This is a genomic window from Paraglaciecola hydrolytica, assembly GCF_001565895.1.
Taxonomy (GTDB): Bacteria; Pseudomonadota; Gammaproteobacteria; order Enterobacterales; family Alteromonadaceae; genus Paraglaciecola; species Paraglaciecola hydrolytica.
On sequence record NZ_LSNE01000002.1, the window covers coordinates 119,129 to 140,386 of the forward strand.

General features: G+C 43.4%; 17 protein-coding genes. 8 read left to right on the forward strand and 9 right to left on the reverse strand.

All coding sequences use genetic code 11. The features are described from left to right. Nucleotides 1–15: 15 nt before the first annotated feature. Together AX660_RS01390 and AX660_RS01395 are read right to left on the reverse strand one after the other, a co-directional pair. Nucleotides 16–582, reverse strand: a complete 567-nt coding sequence (locus AX660_RS01390; protein ID WP_068371426.1) for a DUF502 domain-containing protein — start codon at nt 580–582, stop codon at nt 16–18. A 29-nt stretch (nt 583–611) separates the two neighbouring features. After that, nucleotides 612–896 carry an RNA recognition motif domain-containing protein gene (locus AX660_RS01395; protein WP_068371428.1) on the reverse strand — a complete coding sequence of 95 codons (285 nt, stop codon included), beginning with the start codon at nt 894–896 and terminating at the stop codon, nt 612–614. Between the two features lie 381 nt (nt 897–1,277). Here AX660_RS01395 and AX660_RS01400 point away from each other — a divergent pair, with 381 nt between their 5' ends. The 3 genes from AX660_RS01400 (at nt 1,278) to AX660_RS01410 (ending at nt 7,009) form a co-directional block, all read left to right on the forward strand. Then, complete coding sequence (locus AX660_RS01400; RefSeq protein ID WP_106404022.1) at nt 1,278–3,140, forward strand: alpha-amylase family glycosyl hydrolase; 1,863 nt, start codon at nt 1,278–1,280, stop codon at nt 3,138–3,140. Further along, nucleotides 3,137–3,979, forward strand: coding sequence for an alpha/beta hydrolase (locus AX660_RS01405; RefSeq protein WP_068371430.1), 843 nt, complete (start codon nt 3,137–3,139; stop codon nt 3,977–3,979). The genes AX660_RS01400 and AX660_RS01405 overlap by 4 nt, the downstream gene beginning before the upstream one ends. A gap of 105 nt (nt 3,980–4,084) precedes the next feature. Then, on the forward strand, nt 4,085–7,009 hold the full coding sequence (locus tag AX660_RS01410) for a glycoside hydrolase family 31 protein (RefSeq protein ID WP_068371432.1): 2,925 nt from the start codon (nt 4,085–4,087) through the stop codon (nt 7,007–7,009). Nucleotides 7,010–7,023: 14 nt separating this feature from the next. Here AX660_RS01410 and AX660_RS01415 read toward each other — a convergent pair whose 3' ends face one another. The 6 genes from AX660_RS01415 to AX660_RS01440 all read right to left on the reverse strand — a co-directional run bounded on the left by AX660_RS01415 (nt 7,024) and on the right by AX660_RS01440 (nt 12,093). Continuing rightward, a complete protein-coding gene (locus AX660_RS01415; protein WP_068371435.1) occupies nt 7,024–7,554 on the reverse strand; it encodes an MgtC/SapB family protein in 531 nt (176 codons plus the stop codon). 91 nt (nt 7,555–7,645) lie between these two features. Further along, on the reverse strand, nt 7,646–8,206 hold the full coding sequence (locus AX660_RS01420; RefSeq protein ID WP_068371440.1) for a DUF2780 domain-containing protein: 561 nt from the start codon (nt 8,204–8,206) through the stop codon (nt 7,646–7,648). A 53-nt stretch (nt 8,207–8,259) separates the two neighbouring features. After that, nucleotides 8,260–8,709, reverse strand: a complete 450-nt coding sequence (locus AX660_RS01425; RefSeq protein WP_235594628.1) for an MOSC domain-containing protein — start codon at nt 8,707–8,709, stop codon at nt 8,260–8,262. A gap of 8 nt (nt 8,710–8,717) precedes the next feature. After that, entirely contained in the window at nt 8,718–10,091 is a 1,374-nt protein-coding gene (locus AX660_RS01430) for an MATE family efflux transporter (protein ID WP_068371441.1), read from the reverse strand. Nucleotides 10,092–10,101: 10 nt separating this feature from the next. Next, on the reverse strand, nt 10,102–11,352 hold the full coding sequence (moeA, locus tag AX660_RS01435; protein WP_327082837.1) for a molybdopterin molybdotransferase MoeA: 1,251 nt from the start codon (nt 11,350–11,352) through the stop codon (nt 10,102–10,104). A 204-nt stretch (nt 11,353–11,556) separates the two neighbouring features. Beyond that, on the reverse strand, nt 11,557–12,093 hold the full coding sequence (locus tag AX660_RS01440) for a sigma-70 family RNA polymerase sigma factor (protein WP_068371446.1): 537 nt from the start codon (nt 12,091–12,093) through the stop codon (nt 11,557–11,559). 569 nt (nt 12,094–12,662) lie between these two features. Here AX660_RS01440 and AX660_RS01445 point away from each other — a divergent pair. Then, the gene (locus tag AX660_RS01445) at nt 12,663–13,097 is read left to right on the forward strand and encodes a globin domain-containing protein (RefSeq protein WP_068371448.1); all 435 of its coding nucleotides are present in this window, start codon (nt 12,663–12,665) and stop codon (nt 13,095–13,097) included. A gap of 246 nt (nt 13,098–13,343) precedes the next feature. Here AX660_RS01445 and AX660_RS01450 read toward each other — a convergent pair whose 3' ends face one another. Further along, on the reverse strand, nt 13,344–14,204 hold the full coding sequence (locus AX660_RS01450) for a TraB/GumN family protein (RefSeq protein WP_068371451.1): 861 nt from the start codon (nt 14,202–14,204) through the stop codon (nt 13,344–13,346). Between the two features lie 390 nt (nt 14,205–14,594). On the opposite strand from AX660_RS01450, the gene nirB reads away from it, so the two are divergent. The 4 genes from nirB to AX660_RS01470 all read left to right on the forward strand — a co-directional run bounded on the left by nirB (nt 14,595) and on the right by AX660_RS01470 (nt 21,255). After that, a complete protein-coding gene (gene nirB, locus AX660_RS01455; RefSeq protein ID WP_068371454.1) occupies nt 14,595–17,192 on the forward strand; it encodes a nitrite reductase large subunit NirB in 2,598 nt (865 codons plus the stop codon). Nucleotides 17,193–17,202: 10 nt separating this feature from the next. Beyond that, a complete protein-coding gene (gene nirD / locus AX660_RS01460; RefSeq protein WP_068371458.1) occupies nt 17,203–17,550 on the forward strand; it encodes a nitrite reductase small subunit NirD in 348 nt (115 codons plus the stop codon). A 7-nt stretch (nt 17,551–17,557) separates the two neighbouring features. Then, the gene (locus AX660_RS01465; protein ID WP_068371461.1) at nt 17,558–20,356 is read left to right on the forward strand and encodes a nitrate reductase; all 2,799 of its coding nucleotides are present in this window, start codon (nt 17,558–17,560) and stop codon (nt 20,354–20,356) included. A gap of 266 nt (nt 20,357–20,622) precedes the next feature. Further along, nucleotides 20,623–21,255 (forward strand): ANTAR domain-containing response regulator, encoded by a 633-nt coding sequence (locus tag AX660_RS01470; protein ID WP_068371464.1) that lies wholly within the window; start codon nt 20,623–20,625, stop codon nt 21,253–21,255. The last annotated feature ends 3 nt before the right edge of the window (nt 21,256–21,258 follow it).

Below are 21,258 nucleotides of genomic sequence, written 5' to 3' on the forward strand. Positions count from 1 at the left end.
GTGGCAGTGAGTAGTTTATTTTTTGGCTTTAACTCCACCAGTAAGGGCAACACGCATAGCTTCTTCAACACTTATTTTGAGAGGAGTTACCTGACTACGATTAACATACAAAGTGTAGCCACCAATTTGATAGCTGAGTGGCACATAAACGCCAATTTTATCATCGCGCTCAAACAATTCTTTGCCGGTTTGCTCGCCGGTCACAAAACCGATCAAATGCATATCTGGCTGGATCTCAATGGATACCACGCCTTTGCTGTTGTTTTTATCTTTAATGCTAAACACAGTCATGATGTCATTAATGGCAGCAAAAATGGATTTAACTAAGGGTATTTTTTCAATTTGACGATTAAAAAAACTAACCAATCCGTTGATAAAATACAGATTCATCAATAAACCAGCAACCATGATAATACCACAGGCGAGTAAAATTCCTAAACCAGGGAAGTAGAGATGTTGTGGTACATAAGGTTGCAATAAGCTTTCGGTGCCTTCCATAAACCAATAAACAAAATAAAGGGTTAAGGTAAGCGGTAATACAGCCGCCAAACCCTTAAATGACAAGGTAATAATTTTATTCATGTAATACTCGTAACTATTGGTTTTTAACGTTATGGCTTGGGTTTGCTTTTTTCATTAGTGGGTGGGTGAGATGCAAGGCTGCTTGCATATTTTACACGAATTTTATTAGCGCCTAACATGCTGTCATTAAGGGATTTTACAGCTGCTTTGGCATCACCCGGTTTGGGCATTTCAACAAATCCAAAGCCCTTAGATAAACCATTGGTTTTTTCCCGTACTATGGCACAAGATTGCACCTTGCCAAAGGCGGAAAAAGCGCGATTAAGCTCGTCTTCTGTGGTTTCCCGATCTAAATTTCTGACAAGTATTTTCATTTTTATCCTTAGTTTTTGGGCGCATCACGCACTATCGTATAGCAGTCTAACAGCTTAGCCCCCATAGGATGAATGGTATTTTAAATTTGCACAAGATTAGCTGTTACTTTGGGTGAATACGTATGTAAGGCCCTATAACAGACAGGCGGCTGAGGTTATTATTTGTGACAAATATGTTAAAGCAACTTTCCCTCCGCTAATTGGTATTAGAGGGTTTATAAGAGTAAATACAATATGTGTTATAAAAATACAGAACAGTATAAAAAAGCAGAGCAGTTTAAAAAAACATGGTTTTACAAACAGATAAGCAGGCTTGGTTTTATCGGTCTTGTAACGGCTCTGACCTTAGCATGCCAGCCCAACAATCAGGACAAAGCGACTATGCCTGAAGCCACATCAGTTAATACTCAAACCATGTTACCCAACGAGCCTCAAGGTAAAGCTGTGGTATATCAGGTTTTTACTCGTTTGTTTGGTAATAAAAATCAGACCAATAAACCTTGGGGCACCCTTGAAGAAAATGGCGTGGGTAAATTCAGTGATTTTACCGATACCGCCCTAGAGGGCATTAAACAATTAGGTACTACGCATATTTGGTATACCGGTGTACCTCATCATGATGTGATAACCGACTATTCGGCTTTTGGCATTAGCAACGACGATCCCGATGTGGTCAAAGGCCGCGCTGGTTCGCCTTATGCTGTGAAAGATTATTATTCAGTGAACCCTGATTTGGCGGATGATCCCGTCCAGCGTTTAGCCGAGTTTGAAGCTTTAATCGAGCGTACGCATAAGCATGGAATGCAGGTGATTATTGATATCGTACCTAATCATGTGGCGCGTAATTATCACTCGCTTGCTAAGCCAGAGGGTATTGAAGATTTCGGTGAAAACGACAATCCCAGTGTTGAATATCAACGAGACAATAACTTTTATTATGTGGTGGGTGAAGACTTTAAAGTGCCTGAGTCGCTGCATGGTTATCGGCCTCTGGGGGGCGAACAACATCCCTTATCCGATGGGCTGTTTATTGAGTCACCCGCCAAATGGACAGGTAATGGCAGTCGTTTAGCCCAACCCCATGCTAACGATTGGTACGAAACCGTTAAGGTGAATTACGGGGTAAAACCCGATGGCTCTTATGACTTTCCGCGTTTGCCCGAGCAGTATTTAAAATTAGGTGTGGCCGATCATCAGGCTTTTTGGGCTGACAAAGAAGTGCCCAGCTCATGGATTAAATTTAGGGATATCACTTTCTATTGGCTGACCAAAGGAGTAGATGGTTTTCGTTATGACATGGCCGAAATGGTGCCAGTGGAATTTTGGAGTTATTTAAATTCGTCGATTAAAACCAAAAATCCTCAGGCTTTTTTGCTTGCAGAAGTTTATAACCCGGATTTGTACCGGGATTATATTCACATGGGCAAAATGGATTACTTGTACGATAAAGTGGATTTTTACGACAGTCTTAAAGCATTAATGCAAGGTAATGAGCAAGCCACAAAACTCCAGCATATTCAGCAGGGCATTGCCGATATCGATGAACATATGCTGCATTTTTTGGAAAACCACGATGAACAACGTATTGCCAGCGATGAATTTGCCGGTAGGGTTGGTGGTGCACAGATGGGCAAACCGGCTTTAGTGGTTTCGGCTCTCATCAGTCGTTCTCCCACTTTGATTTATTTTGGCCAAGAAGTGGGGGAGGATGGCAGTGAGGATATGGGCTTTGGTGATCCCAGTCGAACCAGTATTTTTGATTATGCTGGAGTGCCAGCCCATCAACGTTGGATGAATGACGGCAAGTTTGATGGTGGTCAACTCAGTAGGGAAGAAAAAGCGTTACGTGATTATTATGTCAAAGTACTCAATATTTCGGCTTACCATCCCGCCATGTTAGGTGAGTATCTGCCTATTTCTATTACACCAGACTATTTAAAAGTGACTGATGAAGTGAGTGGGGACAGTCAGGCTAGTTATGCAGATGCCAATAAAATTGTGGCCTTTATCCGCTATAGTGAGGCCGGACGTTTATTAGTACTTAGCCATTTTTCTACTGAGCAAACCGTGAAGCTGAGCTTACCATTGGGTAGACAGCAGTTAGAGGCCTTGACTCTTAATACCGGGCAGCACTCGGTCACAGATATGCTAAGTGGCAATACTTATGTATTGGAAGTGGCTGGGCAGCAAGCCATACTGCAGGTAAACTTAGCGCCCCTGCAGTCATTAGTTATTGCTCTATGAAACAAAATCCCTTTTTGCTGACACTGTTACTCACCGTATTGATGGGCTGCAGTGACGCCAATAAAGACGTCACCAAGGTGTCTACTGCCAGCGCCAATGTCAGCGTACTGCCTTTTGAGTTTTTAATGGAAGGATTAGACAGGCAGCGTACCGTGCGTTTGTACCTGCCACCGGATTATGAAAGTTCGGCACAATCCTATCCGGTTTTGTATATGCACGATGGGCAAAATGTATTTGACGATACTAGCTCTTACGCAGGTGAGTGGGGCGTAGATGAAAGCCTCAATCAATTGGCGGCCACTACAGGGTTAGGTCTAATTGTCGTGGCCATTGATAATGGCGCTGAGTTCCGCATGAATGAATTGTCGCCATGGGAAAATAAACGCTTTGGACCGGCGCAAGGCAAACAATATATGGATTTTATAGTGGATGTAGTAAAACCTTATATTGATAGCAATTATCGCACTAAACCTGAAGTGCAACATACCGCCATAATGGGCAGTTCAATGGGCGGTTTAATCTCTCACTATGCTATTCACGCCTATCCACAAGTGTTTGGTAAGGCAGGCATATTTTCGCCATCTTACTGGTATTCACCAGACGTTTTTGTTTTTACTCAGCAACATAAAGCCAATCTAAAGGCCAAACTTTATGTGATGTATGGCGATAAAGAGGGGGATGGTATGATAGCCGACACCGCTCGTATGCAACGCCAGCTTGAAGTACAGGGTCATCCGCGTATTAATACCTTGTTTAAACGAGTTGTGGGTGGAGAGCACAACGAAAAGTTATGGCGAGGTGAATTTACTGAGGCGATTCAATGGTTGTTTGCTGACTAAGTCGTCGGCTTAGGTTATCTTATAAGTGTATTTTTTTGATTTTTTAAAGCGCTTTTATGCAGTACATCGCCATCCGCTTGTCTCGGAGTCGTTGAGGACAATACTATGACATCTAGCTGTGCCGCGTTTTTCTCGTGTAATCCTACCATTTTAAAAGCCCCTCAAACTGCTCGCCGGTTTTTACGAGGTTTTAAGCTGGTATTACAAACAATGTTGTGGGTCTTGGTATGGTTGCCGTTAAGTCATGGCGCCGAATATCAAAGTTATCGATTGGATAACAATACCCTGCAGATCACCACCAATGAAGGTATCGTGCAAATAAGTGCCTATGGTGATTCGGCGTTTGAAACGTGGTATCAACCCACTGGTTTGCAGCAGCTGCCGTCATTTGCCATCAGCGAAACGGCCACAAACTCTGCATTAGTATTGGAAACCCATGAAGATTTTTTATCGCTTAATGCCGGTAAAATTAGCGCAGTGATCACTAAATCACCTTTTCAGATTAGCTATTATCGTGGCACTAAATTACTACTGGCAGAAGAAAGTGGTTTGGTTAATCTAGACGGTATCCGAGGGTTTCGTTTTCAATTGCAAGAGCACGAAAAGCTTATAGGTGGTGGTCAACGTATACTCGGTATGGACAGGCGAGGGCAGGCTTTTCCGCTGTATAACAAAGCTCATTATGGTTATACCACCGAGTCGTCACAAATGTATTTTGGCCTACCGGCAGTCATGTCGAGTCAGCATTACAGCTTAATCTTTGATAATAGCGCCAGTGGTTTTATGGATTTAGGTAAATCACTACCTGATGTCATGCAATTTGGTGCAGTGAGTGGGCGTACCGCTTACATCGTGGTGGCGGGTAATAATTATTCAGAACTGGTTAAAAACACCGCAGAGCTGACGGGCAAACAACCGCTACCTCCACGCTGGGCTTTGGGTAATTTTGCCTCACGTTTTGGTTATCACAGTGAGCAAGAAGTCAGGGATACTGCGCAAAAATTTATTGATGAAGGTTTTCCTTTGGATGCCATCGTGCTTGATCTTTATTGGTTTGGTAAAGACATCAAAGGTCATATGGGTAATTTGGAATGGGATAAAGAGGCGTTTCCAACACCTAAAAGTATGATTTCTGACCTACGCGACCAAGGGATTAAAACCATCTTAATCACAGAACCGTTTATTTTGTCCAACTCTAAACGTTGGAAAGAAGCTGTGCAAAATAATGTCTTGGCAAAAGATGTTGATGGCGCCCCAAAACAATTTGATTTCTATTTTGGTAATACCGGTCTCATTGATGTGTTTAACCAACAAGCCAGTCAGTGGTTTAGCGGTATTTACACTAATTTATATAAACAAGGTGTGGCTGGTTGGTGGGGAGATTTAGGCGAGCCTGAAGTGCATCCCTCCGACAGTTTTCATCAGTTTAATGATTTGGCTGTTTCAGCTGATGACATCCACAATGTTTATGGTCATATGTGGGCAAAACGAGTCTACGATAACCAGCGTATTATCGCCCCCAAACAACGCCCCTTTATCATGATGCGCAGTGGTTTTATGGGCTCCCAGCGTTATGGCATGATCCCATGGACTGGCGATGTGAGTCGTTCATGGGATGGCTTAAAACCACAGGTAGAGCTCTCGTTGCAAATGGGCTTATTAGGTTTGGGCTATACCCATTCTGACTTGGGTGGTTTTGCTGGTGGTGAGGTTTTTGATCAAGAATTGTTTTTACGATGGTTGCAATACGGGGTGTTTCAGCCGGTATTCAGACCTCATGGCCAAGAAGAAATCGCCCCAGAACCGATATTTCATGACGAACAAACCAAAGACATATTGCGTGAACACATCAAACTACGTTATGCCATGTTGCCCTATAATTATTCATTGGCTTATGAAAACAGTTTGACTGGTATGCCCTTAATGCGCCCGGTGTTTTTTGAAGACGAAGGCAAACCCCAGTTAATCGATATCAAAGACAGTTATTTTTGGGGCAAAGCCCTATTGGTTAAACCCATTACCGAGCCTGGCCTTGCGACGGTCACTGTGGATTTACCTGCGGGGCGTTGGTTTAACTTCTGGAGTGATGAAGATTTTGATGGTTTGCAAACCATCGAGCTTAAAAATGAGATAGATCGTATACCTGTGATGGTCAGAGCGGGTTCGTTTTTACCCATGGTGCAACCGGTGCAAAGCACAGATGATTATTCGACAAGACTATTGGATCTACATTATTATTCTGATGCTTCAGTAAAAAGTGCCAAAGCAGTAATGTACGAAGATGATGGGATCAACCCTGATGCAATTAAATTAGGTGAATATGAAACATTGTCGTTTAGTGCTAAACAGCAAAATAGTCAGTTGCAAATATCGCTTAATAGGCAGGGAAAATACAAAGGCATGCCGACCAAACGTGAGATGCGTTTGATAGTGCACAATTGGTTGAGAGCACCACTGCAAGCACAAAAAGAAATTAAAAAACTTAATCCTGATGCGCCCGATAACATTGCTGCCAGTGCTGCAGATCAAGCAATAAGCGAAAATGGTCAAGTGTCTGAGCAAACTGAAAGAGCGTTGGGATCTGGGCCTTTGATTGAAACGGCCACACCAGAAGAGGTTGCAGCAGCAGTTGAGTTAGCTAATACCACACAGAGCATTGAGCCAAGCGAAAATGGTGTCGCGGTTGATACACAAGAACCCACTACTAAGCGCACTTCACCAGCGCCGGTATCAGTGTCTTTGCCTGTCAATAAACCCGCGCCTATGGTGGTAGTAGGAACAGTGGAACAGTCTGAAAAACCTGCCCCTATCACTAATTCATTACCACTGTTAGCAGATTTACGTACCTTAGATCACAATAAAAATGGTATGTACTGGGAAGAAACCACTAATACTTTGTATCTTAAGTTTATTTGGCAGCACAATATCCAGTTAGTCGTCAAGCAGTCAGAGATACCACCGCCTGAACCTGAGCCAGAATCTGATACTGAGACAGAAACAGAAATTGAAGAAAAAACAGAAACTGACTAACTTAAGGCGCTAGATTAGGATGACGGTGGTTCGTCATTATTTACCCCAGAAGCGTCCTTAAGAGGGCGCTTTTTTTGTGAATAATTAACCACTCTGGCATGCACACCGCGGCTAAAGGTGCGAGTATGCTGCTCTAGTAAATCGACTCCCCACAGTATGGCTACCACTAATAAAGAAAGTTTGATGGCCGGTAATAGGTAGTCTGAAGCGATCATCACGCCAATGGCGGCGAGCACCCAAATGGTGGCGGCAGAGGTAACCCCGACCACTGCACCATTTTTTGCCAACATAACACCTGCACCTAAAAAACCTATGCCAGTAATAACCTGACCAATCACTCGGGTATGGTCAATTAAGTCACCTTGTACTAAAAATGAGGTGGCCAAAAATAAATAGGTACCTATGGTGATAATAGATGAAGTGCGGATACCAACAGGTTTACCTCGCAGTTGCCGCTCTAAACCGATTATTGCGCCACAAAACATCGCGGTACCAATGGATGCCCAAGAATAAGGTTCAACTGACAATAAGCTCGTAAAGTTCATATTTTTCTCAGATTAAGCATTAATGCTAAACAAAACAATGTGCTATCACTGCTGTGGGTAGGCCGCCATTGTTTAGGTAGGCGTACTCAGGTTAAGACATTAAATTACCTAAACCTTGCATCAACGTGTCCTTAACTTGTTTGCCTTCTTCGGTATCAAGATAAGCTTTTGCTACGTTGACATACTGCATGATCATTTCTGCATCTAGACCTAGGGCAGCAAATTGTTTTTTAACTTCATTGGCTGCTTTCAATGAGTCGTTGAAGCTAGCGGCTTTGTCCATTAACCCACCAAGACCACCTTCACTTGCCACATTGCCAGCATCTGGCACTTTGCTCAACAGCTCACTTAAGCCTGGCAATGACTCCGTTAAACCGCCAAATTGCTCACTGGACAGGTTACCTTTTGCGTAGTTAAAAATAGATGCAAGGCCACCAGCGGCCTGGGAATTGTTTACGCCTAGTTGGTCAGAAACGGCTGAAACCATGTCAGACATATTTAGCATTGCAGTGTTTGTTACTTCTGTTTCTTGTGCTTGGGCTTCAACTTCCATTCCCAAAGCACTTTTAATTGAATCAAGCCAACCAGCAGCATTGGAATTTGAGCTAAAAGCAATGGCAGCAAATATAAGGCTAAGGTGTTGTAGTTTCATCGGTATCTCCTGAATGATGAGTTGGTAGAAAATTGAGTTAAATGGTTGATGTATTACTGAACAAGTTGCACTAGATCGCCAATTTTTACTCGCCCATCGGCCAGTACGGTACAACAAACACCACCGCGCCAATTGGGCCTAAGGGCTTGTTGCAAACCTTGAAATTGACTGTCCATTTTGTGGCAAGGATCGGTTTCTCCGGTAATCAGCAAAATAAGCTGACCTATTCTAAGTTGTTTACCCACCATGTTGGCATCAAACTCAAGGCCCTCAACCAATAAGTTAGCGCGCCTGATTGTCCAGGACAGTGAGGCACTAAGCTCTTCGCAAACTAATTGCCATTGTTGCTGACTTAAGACCGTAACCTGACGTTTACCGGGTTTACCTTTTGCATCGCCATCTAGGCCAGCCACTTTGGTAACCATTACCTCTGTTATGGATTGCATCGGCGCTTTGGATTTTGGCCGCAAAGCAATGCCACATAGCGTTATCGGTGTATTCATGTTGTGCCTCAGTGTGCTGTTTCAGTATGTCGTAGTGGCTGAGACTGAATATATTTAAGGCGAAAACCCAATAATACCGCTGCACAACTCAAGCCACCAATAAAACCAATCCAAAAACCCGCTGCTGCCATTTTAGGTACTATCCAATCGGTTAGCGCGAGGATGCAACCAATCGACATACCTACTAACCAGTAGGAGATAAAACTTAAATAAAACATCCAGGCGGTATCTTTGTAACCACGCAGTGCTGTAGCGGCAATAACTTGGATCGCGTCAGAAAACTGAAACATCGCCGCGAGTAACAATAAACTTGAGGCCAGTTCGATCACTTCACTATCTATGCTGTATAAACGGGCAATGCTGGAACGTGCTAATACGGTAAATGTTGCGGTAAACAGTGCAATGCTAATACCAATAACAAAGGCGCAACGTGTGGCAAGTTTAGCTTGCTCGGGGCGGTTTTCACCTAACAAATACCCAACTCGGATGCTGGTGGCCATGCCTAAACTTAAGGGGATCATAAACATTAGCGCCGAAAAATTCAGTGCTACCTGATGTGACGCGACGATATTAGCCCCAAAAGGTGCAAGTAAAATGGCCACAGCGGCAAATAAGCTCACTTCAAATAAGATGGTCATGGCGATAGGTAAACCCAGCACTAAACACTCTTTAAGGGCCGCCACATCTGGCCAATAAACCTGTTTATACAATTGATAGGTTTGCAGTTTTTTAGCAAAGTAGCTGTAACACAAGGTAGCGATAAACATGGCAACAAATACCAGCGCTGTTGCCAAACCACAACCTGCACCACCCATTTGAGGTAAGCCAAATTTGCCGTAAATAAGAATGTAGTTAGCCGGAATATTAACTAACAAACCTATGCCCATAATCACCATGCTGGGTTTGGTGATAGATAGGCCTTCACAATAGTTACGTAATACCTGATACAAACCAAAAGCTGGCATGCTGAGCAAAATATAATGAACGTAATCTATGGTGATCAGGCGCAGAGCGTGTTCCATTTCAATAAAATAGAGTAGGGGGGTAAATACAAAACTAAAGGCCAGCGCCAAGAGTGATAAAGCCAGTGTGAGCCAGGCCATTTGCTGAGAATAATTAGCGATATTGGCGGTTTTTTTACTGCCATTTAAACGTGAAATTATCGGCGGTAAGGCTAGAGTCACACCCTGAATAAATACAATAACCGGTAAGGTAAAGCCAAAACCGATTGCAACGGCCGCCATATCGGTGGCTGAAAAACGCCCCGCCATTACGGTATCCGATACGCCCATCAAAATTTGTGTGATCTGCGCGATCAACAAGGGCCAAGCTAAATGTAAGATGGTTTTTAGCTCTTTTTTAAAGTCTGTTTTAAACGCCACGCAATTCTTCTTAGTCAGTGAAAAGGTTAGAAAAGGGTAATATTTTAATGTCTTGTGTTTGGTTTATATCGCCTTGCTCTTGGGCAAGCAACAAATAACAGTTAGCGTTAGTCAGCGAACTCATGACACCTGAGCTCTGATTACCTTGGGCTTTGACCCAAAGCTCATCATTGTCATCACGATAAAAATATCCACGCTGAAAATCCGCTCGCCCTGGGCGTTTGCGAATTAAGCTTGCGGCCTTGGCAACAAAATAAGGCTGTTGTTTGTCAGCATCATTTTGCCCACTGAGTTTACGTATCAGGGGTTTTACTAGGAGCTCAAAGGTCACAAAAGATGACACTGGATTACCGGGTAAACCACAAAACCAAGTTTTAGCTAAACGACCAAAAGCAAAGGGTTTTCCGGGTTTTATTGCCACCTTCCAAAAATTAATGTGTCCAGCTTCGGCCAGTATATCTTTGACAAAATCAGCCTCACCGACCGATACACCACCACAAGAAATGACTAGGTCACACTCGTTATCAGCCCTTGTAAACACGTTTCGTAGAGTATTGAGTTCATCTGCTACGATGCCGTAATTGATGACCTTAAGTTTTAGGTTTTCAAGCATGGCAGCAAGTGCATAACTGTTGCTTTCATAAATAGCACCGGTCTTTAGTGACTGCCCGGGAGTAGTCAGTTCATCTCCGGTAGCAATTAAACCGACGGTAAGTTGGCATGTTACTGTAACTGAGGCCTGCCCAATAGAAGCCAATAAAGCCAAATGAGCTGGACCAAGTAGAGTGCCTTTTTTAATAATAAGTTGGCCAGCAGCGATATCTTCACCCGCTTTGCGTACATTGTTACCGGCCTCATATTGCTGCATAAAACGCACTAACTTGTCGTTTGCTTGGGTGTTTTCTTGCATGACCACACAATCGGCCCCTTGGGGTATTACGCCACCAGTCATAATTCGCACACACTGGCCTGCAGCAACATTGCCGGTAAAAGGTGTTCCTGCCAGTGCGGTACCGATTAATTCAAGGCTATCGGTGGTCGCTAAATCTTGGCTGCGCAGGGCATAACCATCCATCGCTGAGTTATCGGCCGGTGGCACATTAATAGTTGAAATAATATCTATCGCCAGCACCCGTTTGTGGGCCTCATGCAAACTAATAGATTCAGTTGCATTAAGCGCCTCAATGGCATCTAAAATGGCATCAATGGCCGCTGACAGGGGCATTAAGCCCCCAAAGTCACAATGATCGACTGTGCTCAAAATTCAACCCTAATTGTTTGTTTTAGCGCAACAAAAAAATGACCTGTACTATGGCAAAAAAAGGGCTTTAACGATAGGTGGGAGTGGCATAAAACTTGGTTTTATTTGGTCGTAAAAGCAGTCGCGAGTAAATAGATGCTAGTTAAAGAATATCGCTGTACGACGGTGCATGGTTTGAGATCTTATTAACAACTGTAATTAATTCTAACTTTCACATCCACAATGATTTTTACATTCAGTATCGATACTACTTGCGGAAAACTGAATGGTGCAACACCTTAGTAACTTTTCCTTCAATAGCGACCTGCCTCGTTTTAAGCGGGATTTAACGGCTGGTAAGCTTAGGTTTTGATTTTCAGCTATGTCTTTTTGCGTAATATTTTCGATTTCACTTTCTAAAAGGATTGAGTTGAAATTAGCTGGGAGCTCTGAAATTAAAATACGGATGCAGTTTTCTATGCCTGATTTTTCTTGCTCTGGTAAATCAAGGTCAAACATGTCGAATTCGTCGATACTAACGGTAGTTATTTTTTTAGTCCGGTAATGGTCGATGATTTTATTTCTACAAATCTGGTAAAGCCATGATGACAGCTTGGTTTTATCGTCTAAACCGTCAATCTTATTGATGACCTGAATAAATACGTCTTGCAGTATGTCTTCAGCAATAGCGGTATTTCCTACTTTATTCATAATAAATGTTAGGAGTCGATGGTGGAATTCAGTCCAAATTTGTTCAATCATAATAATGCTCAAGTTGAGCTAGGGAGCAAGTTTGACCCCTAGCTCAAGTCCGTTAACAACAGAGGCGTTTATTGGTGTCACAATCGCAACATGTGCAACACTTTTGATCAGCGCAGCAGGTCGTTTCTACCGTGGCACATGTACAGCACTTTGTATCTGTGGTGCAACAAGTACAACTGCCAGTCTCACAATCACAGCATCCAGTATTGTCATTCTCGTTGGTTTTCATAACATAGTCTCCTAATTACATTGTGGGTTCATCTAGAGAGACGTAGAAACCATAAAAAGGATGCATATATTTTTGATTTGTTTAACTAAGCGACTAAAAATACATAATCTCTTTGTCACTCACTAGGTTTATACAAATATGTGTGCAAACGTTTTTGGGCAGTATTGTGTTTAAATTTACCATTGCATCGATACCCTTAATCTTTGAAACCGCTCCTTTGTTGGCTGCACTCACTCGCTTCAATCACTTAGTGAATTAAACTCATGGGGACTCAGTCATAGGTCGCCGCCGTGCAATTCCAATGATTTTAGGTATATAGTAAAAATTACGAGCAAATTGCATGGATATTGAAGGACGTTTTATGATTTTAACAGTAGAAGAAAAAAGTGCTATCAAGGAGTCTTTTGCTGTTTTACTGCGAGAAAATGCCAATGTGGCAGAATGTTTTTATAATAATTTGTTTGAGTTAGCTCCATTAATTAAACCTTTGTTTAAAAGTGGTCGTGAAAATATAGAAAATCATTTTCATGAACTGATTGGCACGGCGGTAAATAAAATTGATCACTTTAACGACTTGCGAGCTGATTTAATTGCACTTGGCAAAAGGCATAAAATCTATGGTGCACAACAGGCGCACTTTGCAGTTGTTAAAGCTGCGTTTATCTTATCTATTCAATATAAACTCAAAGGCCAATGTAGCCCATTCCTAGAAAATTCATGGGCTAAGTATATCGATAATATCTCTAGTGTAATGATAGAAGGGTTGGAAAGTTGATTGCTACGCAGACTTGCACTTCGTGCACAGTGCGTGAGCTGCGCAGTAATAATCTTGGTGGTCGCAGGCCAAGCCTGATAAGCACCGGGCATGCCCCGTCGCGCAGCGATAATCTTTCAGGCTTTTAAAATGTTCGTGGCTAAAGCCATTCCTACGAAAGCCGCTTGTATTGCGCACGCTTCTAACTTGCGCAGCAATTAACCTGCTGCGCGCAGTGTTTATCTTTTAAGCTTCTAAAAAATAATATTAAAGCTTTTCAACCTTGTACCCTTGCTCAGCAAGTTTTACGAGTACGCTATCAGGCCCTGCTAGGTGCATGGCGCCTACTAGAATATATTCCACTGGTTTGTCGTTTAACATTTTGATGATCTTTGGCATCCATAAGTTATTACGGCTGACCAACAAGTCTTGATAAATCTGCGGATAGTTGGCTTTGAATTCATCAATAGTGGCGGCTGCCAACGTTGCCATATCACCGGCTAACCAACTGCTGCGCATCACATTGATCATGTCTGGCATCTGGGCAACGTCTTTGATGGTGTAGTCAATCATTGCGCTTTCATCTTCTTTACCTAGACCGACGATAAACGCTAGTTGATCATCTGGCGTTTCAAACCACGTCTGGGGTTTACCTGCAGTAAGGGCTTTAGTGGAGTAAAACTGATCTACACCTTCGCTGGTAAATCCTAAGGCTTGCAGTTCCATTACACTTAAGGTCAAGGCGATTAAACTGGGTTTAAGTTGCAACATGGCTTCGATTGGCACATTGCGTGCGGCTAGATGCTGTTTAAGGTTGGCAAAGGTTTGTGGTTTTAATACTTTATCCAAAGTAGTGCCGTCAGCATAAACCAACTGCGACATCATTTTTTGTTGAAATTCGATGGAATTAACCGCTGCGATGTCGGTTTCAAAGACTAAGGTGTCGGCGGCTTCAAAGGCGCTGTCATATTCTTGGGGCAAGGGATAGTCATCTGGACTAAGCAAATGAATGGTGCCACCTATATACACTGTGTGTTGATCTGAACTGACTTTCCATACCGATGCGGCTTGTGTGTTTAAAGCCGTGACTACCAAGATGAGTAGACTACAGCGTTTTAATAATCTCATAGAGTAAGTATTTCCAATTCTGGGGCATAAAAGAGCGCGCAGCATAGCGTGTATTTCATCGAATTGGTATATGACTTATGGGTGCAAGCCTAAAGCAGGAGTGCTCTGCGCCAAATTGGAACGTTTGCACCATAAGATAACATCATTTGTAATTAACTTGTGGTTTTAATAACTTAACTTATTGAAAAATAACAAATAAAAAACTGGCACTGATCCTGAATAGTTGTTTGTAAGAAGCTGGAGCACAGGTTGTTATAGCTTACATTTTTAACTTATTTTGATCAGATACAGCAACAAGGTTGTGTTTGGTCCGGCAAAGACGCCCGTATCCTCTGAACTTATCAGATGCTGCGGGTTTTTTTTTGCTTTCAATTACCATAGAGGTGAAATATGTCCACGTCAGCACAAGCAACTAACTCACAACTCCGCATCGTCGTTGTCGGCAATGGTATGGTTGGTCATCATTTTGTTGATCAGCTCATTGAGCATAATACTTCTGTAGGCGCAGATAATAGTGCGCTGCATATATCGGTACTATCTGCCGAGCCGCGCCTTGCCTATGACAGAGTGCATTTGTCTGAGTTTTTTAGTGGCAAAAGTGCTGACGAGCTGGCTTTAACTACGCCTGAATATTACCAACAGCATAAAATTGATTACAAACTCAATGCGGCAGTGACTCATATTGATAAAGTCGCTAAAACCGTTACCACAGTGCAGGGTGAAGTACTGAGTTATAACAAGCTGATATTAGCCACAGGCTCCTATCCTTTTGTACCGCCTATTCCCGGTAACGATCAACCCCACTGTTTAGTGTATCGCACCATTGAAGACTTAGAAGCCATAAGTGCCTCGTCGAAAGTCAGTAAAATTGGTGTGGTCGTTGGTGGTGGTTTATTAGGATTAGAAGCCGCCAACGCATTAAAAGAAGCCGGCTTAGAAACCCACGTAGTCGAGTTTGCCCCGCAGTTAATGGCAGTGCAGGTAGATGGTGGTGGTGGTCGTTTATTACGCAGTAAAATTGAAGCGCTCGGCGTAAAAGTCCATACCCAAAAAGCCACTCAAACCATTGAAGCTGGTGATGTTTGTCGCTACAAAATGTGTTTTGCTGATGGTTCGTTTTTAGAAACCGACATGATCTTGTTCTCGGCCGGTATTCGTCCTCAAGATAAATTAGCTCGTGAGTTTGATATCGCCATAGGTGAACGTGGTGGCATAGTGGTGGATAACCACTGCCAAACCAATATCGACGATATTTATGCCATTGGTGAGTGTGCTTTATGGAATAACTTTATCTTTGGTTTAGTGGCACCGGGTTACACCATGGCGCGTGTTGCAGCAGCTCATATACTTGGCGGTGATCAGACTTTCTTAGGTGCCGACATGAGTACCAAGTTAAAACTGATGGGTGTTGAAGTAGGCTCAATCGGTGATGCCCATGCCAAAACCGCAGGTGCTTTGTGTTATACATACGAAAACCAAGCCTCTGCTGTTTACAAAAAAATGGTAGTGGATAGCAGTAAAAAGAAATTAATTGGTGCGGTATTAGTCGGTGATACCAGTGACTACGATACCTTATTGCAATACGCCCTTAACGGCATTGATTTACCCGAGCATCCTGAAGCTTTGATTTTACCTGCAAGTGGCGGAGCTAAACCGGGCTTGGGCGCTGATGCCTTACCTGCCACTGCGACCATTTGTAGCTGTCACAACGTATCTAAAGGCGACATTATTGCCGCCTTTGATGGTGGTGCTTGTAGTTTGTCTGACATTAAAAGTTGTACCAAAGCCAGCAGCGGCTGTGGTGGTTGTTCGGCTTTACTTAAGTCGGTATGTGATGCTGAGTTAAGTAAACGTGGCGTCGAAGTTAAAAAAGATATTTGTGAGCACTTTGCTTATTCCAGACAAGAGCTTTTCCACTTGGTTAAAGTGGGCAAGCTGCAAACTTTTGATGAGTTGCTGACGAAACACGGTAAAGGCTTGGGCTGTGAAGTCTGTAAACCTGCCGCCGCTAACATACTGGCCTCAGTGTGGAATGAGTTTATCTTGAAACCCGATCATGTGAGTTTGCAAGATACCAACGACACCTACTTGGGTAACATGCAAAAAGACGGTACCTATTCGATTATCCCGCGTATTGCTGGTGGCGAAATCACCCCTGACAAACTGATTGTATTGGGCCAGGTTGGCAAAAAGTACAACTTATATACCAAGATCACCGGTGGCCAACGTATCGACTTGTTTGGTGCCCGAGTTGATCAACTGCCTGAAATTTGGAAAATTCTGATTGATGCAGGTTTTGAAACTGGCCATGCCTATGCCAAATCTCTGCGTACGGTTAAGTCTTGTGTGGGTAGCACTTGGTGTCGTTACGGTGTGCAAGATTCAGTGGGGCAGGCTATCGAACTAGAAAACCGCTACAAAGGTTTACGTTCACCCCATAAATTAAAATTTGCAGTATCGGGTTGTACTCGTGAGTGTGCCGAAGCACAAAGCAAAGATATTGGCATTATCGCCACTGAAAACGGTTGGAACCTCTATGTCTGTGGTAACGGTGGTATGAAACCCCGCCACGCCGATTTGTTTGCCACAGACTTAGATACCGAGACCTTGGTTAAATATATCGACCGTGTATTGATGTTTTATGTGCGTACTGCTGACCGTTTACAACGAACCTCGGTATGGATGGAGAACCTCGAAGGCGGCCTAGAGTATCTCAAACAAGTAGTGATTGAAGACTCCCTTGGTTTAGGTGCTGAACTTGAAAGCCAGATGCAAGTGGTGGTTGATGCTTACCAATGTGAGTGGAAGACAGCTATCGAAAATGAAGAATCACGTAAACGTTTCCGTCAGTTTGTGAACAGCGACAAAGCCGATACCAATATTGTATTTGTTGAAGAAAGACAGCAAATTCGCCCGGCTACACCTGAAGAAAAAGCCAGTTTCACGCAGCAACAACAAGCCAAAAGAATAGCCGTAGAGCTGGTATAAGGAGACAAATATGACAAATTCTACAAACTGGATCACCGTATGTCAGGAAAGCGACTTAGTCGCTAACTCCGGAGTATGCGCCTTGATCAACGAACAGCAAATCGCCCTGTTTAAAGTTAAAAATGCGGGTCAAGAACAACTGTTTGCCATCAGCAACTGGGACCCAATTGGTGAGGCAAATGTACTGTATCGTGGTTTGTTATGTTCAGTGGGTGATACTGTTGCAGTGGCATCGCCTTTATACAAACAACGTTTTTGCTTAAGCAGCGGCACTTGTTTGGATTCTGATGACGTGACAATCAAGGTTTACCCCATACGCCTTGAAAACCAAGCCGTACAATTACAAGTTAGCCAGTAGAGAAACTATGCCAATAAGTGAACCCACAGTAACGAGTATTAATGGTCTCGCCAAACCACAGGCATCATTAGTTTCGACCACTTGCCCTTATTGTGGTGTGGGTTGCGGCATTGATGTGGTGGTTAAGCAAGGCGAGCAGGCCGAAAAACCAGGCAGCCTGCAACTTAGTCAATTAAGTGGCAGCAGTGATCATCCGGCTAATTTTGGACGTTTATGTGTTAAAGGCAGTAAGTTGCTTGAAACCAACAGTAATGTTGGGCGACTCGCCAACCCTAAAATCATGGGTAAAAACGCAGACTGGCCAAGCGCTATCAACAAAGTCGCCACGACTTTTAGCGATATCATTGCCAAACATGGCCCAGACGCCGTGGCGTTTTATGTCTCAGGTCAGTTGCTGACCGAAGACTATTATGTTGCCAATAAATTAATGAAGGGCTACATCGGCAGCGCCAATATTGATACCAATTCACGGCTGTGTATGTCGTCGGCGGTAGCCGCCTATAAACGCGCCTTTGGTGCTGATGCGGTACCTTGTTGTTATGAAGATCTCGAACTGTGTGATGTATTAGTGTTAGTCGGCTCAAATGCGGCTTGGACTCATCCTGTGCTCTTTCAGCGCATCGAACGAGCCAAGCAACGTAATCCAGAATTAAAAGTAATATCCATTGATCCCCGTATTACTGCCACGAGTGAATTAGCCGATTTACATCTAGCGATTAAACCCGGCACTGACGTCGCTTTGTTTAACGGTTTGTTGGCGTATTTAGCGGCTAATAATGGCTTAGACCAAAACTATATTACTCAGTTTACTCAAGGGTTTGAGCAAGCTCTCAGCCAAAGTCAGCAATGGACAATTAGTAATGTTGCAGAGCTATGTGATATTGAAACACAAGAGCTAAAGACTTTTTATCAAACCTTTTGCCAAGCAGACAAAGCAGTTACCGCGTATACCATGGGTGTTAACCAATCGACTCGTGGCGTCGACAAAGCAAATGCCATCATTAATTGCCATTTAGCCAGCGGTAAACTGGGCCGTGAAGGTTGTGGGCCCTTTTCCTTAACCGGACAGCCCAATGCGATGGGGGGCCGTGAAGTAGGCGGTTTGGCAAATATGCTGGCCAGCCACATGGATCTGGATAACCCGATTCATCGTGACATCGTACAAAACTACTGGCAGTCACCGACTATTGCCAATAAAGCCGGATTCAAAGCGGTGGATTTGTTTGATGAAATCAACAAGGGTAAGGTAAAAGCCGTGTGGATCATGGCCACCAACCCTGTAGTGAGCATGCCTAATCGTGACAAAATTATCAACGCACTCAAAAAATGTGAGTTGGTGGTGGTATCTGACTGTGTAGCCTCAAATGACACGATTGAGTTGGCCCATGTGGTTTTACCTGCCACAGGCTGGTCAGAAAAAGATGGCACAGTAACCAACTCTGAACGACGAATATCACGCCAACGTGGCATTCTTGAACCTTATGGCGAGTCAAAACACGATTGGCAAATACTCTGTGAAGTGGCTAACGCTATGGGCTTTGCCCAAGGTTTTAATTATTCGCAAGTCGATGAAATATTCCGCGAATATGCGGGGCTGAGCGGTGCCCAAAACAATGGTCAGCGCGACTTGGATTTGTCTGCTCTTGCAACATTAACAGTGCAGCAGTATCAACGTTTAAGTCCGCTACAATGGCCGGTTAATCAGCAAAATCCACAGGGCACTAAACGTTTGTTCACTGACGGACGGTTTTATACCCAAAGTGGTAAAGCCCAGTTTATCCCACTGACTTATCATGCACCTGAGCAGTTAACCACAGTGGATTATCCTTTTGTACTCAACTCTGGCCGTATTCGCGACCAGTGGCATACCATGACTCGTACCGGTAAAACTGCTGAATTAACCTCCCATATTAGTAAACCCTATGTCGCCATGCATCCACAGGATGCCACGCGTTTAAGTTTGCAAGAAGGCGCTTTGATTAAATTAAGCGCGAGTCATTCAAACGAGCAATCTGCGGTAGTGCTGATGGTGACTATCGATGATAAACAGCGTAAAGGTGAGTTGTTTGCCCCCATGCACTGGAGTGCTATGAATAGCTCCCATGGTGCGATCACTTCCTTGTTTACTGATGCTAACGATAAGATTTCAGGTCAACCAGAGCTTAAACATGCCGCGGTAGCCCTTGAACCGGTGAATTTTAATTTACAGGGTGAACTGTTTATTAAGCATCTACCGTCTATGACTGTGTTACGCCAGTGTTTTGAGTTTTTTGTTATTAGTCCCTTTGCTCAAGGGCATAAAGTGAGCTTTGCCACCAATAACAGCATTGCCGCGATTAAATATGATCTACAGCTTAATTTACCTCGTTATGATGAGTGGGTCAGTGCTTTAAACCCTCACCAAGAAAGTTTTAATGCCCGTAGTGATGGCAACTTTAGCCTCGCGCTGTTTGCAGCAAAACAGTCACCCGGAATAGACGACAGTTGGATCAGCCATTTGATGGAGCAAGTCGAACTAAAACCCGAAGAGCTTAATGCCTTGCTGGCGGGAGTACCTGATGCAGCCTTTAGTGCCGGGCCTTTAGTTTGTAGTTGTTTCAAAGTGGGTAAAAATACCATCAATGAAGCGATTGCTGGCGGTTGTAGTAGTGTGGAAGAACTCGGACTGAGCCTTAAATGTGGTACCAATTGTGGCTCGTGTAAGTCAGAGCTCAGTCAAATGATCAAACAGCATCAACTGATGCAGCCGAAAAAAAGCAAGACGTTGGTGGCAGAACAAGGCATTCCACTGGTGCAATTGGCTTAAAACCAGTGGTTAATCTTCAGAGCGTACAGTAAAAAAAACCAGCTGCTTGGGTAAAAATTAATCACTATATTGTTTGTGCTAAATAACAGGCCGTTTACCTTAAAGTAACGAGCTGCCTGTTATTGGTGCAAATGCACTATGCTGGCTCGTGAATTCCTTTTAAAACCAAAAAAAATGGATTGAGACCCTGAATTTCCTCATGGTTTGTGTTGGCTTGGGCTTTGCAACGTTGTAAGCATAAAAGCTTCGAACAGTTAGAATGAGTAATGTCAGGAAAATCTTTACCTTCGTCAACCACCACTTCCATGATTAATCGTGTCAGTGATGAATTGCGTATTCTGCTGATCGATGAAAATGTGCAACGGGCAGAATCTCTTAGCTCAGCGCTGAATAATTCACGCTACCGAATCAGTCATCTGGCAAGTCCAGGGGTGTCTTTACTTAGGCAGGTGGATGAGATCCAACCTGATATTATTGTGATGGATATTGAATCTCCCAGTCGCGACATTCTGGAAAGTTTGCAGGCTATTTCACACTTTAATCCAAAACCTGTGGTGATGTTTTCTGCCCAACAAGATACCAACACCATTAATCAATCGATCGAGTCAGGTGTGAGTGCCTATGTGGTGGGCGATATTGACCCACTGCGGGTCAAACCGATCCTCGATGCGGCGGTGGCACGTTTTCGTGAATTTCAAAAGCTCAAAAATGAATTAAGTGATACCAAACAACAGCTAGCTGCGCGCAAAACGATTGATCAAGCCAAACGTTTGTTGATGAAAAAGAAAAATATAACAGAAGATCAAGCGTTTCAAGCAATGCGCAAAACGGCCATGGATACCGGGCAAAAGCTCGATGATGTGGCAAAAACTTTAATTTCACTTTTAACCAGCTTCTGAGCT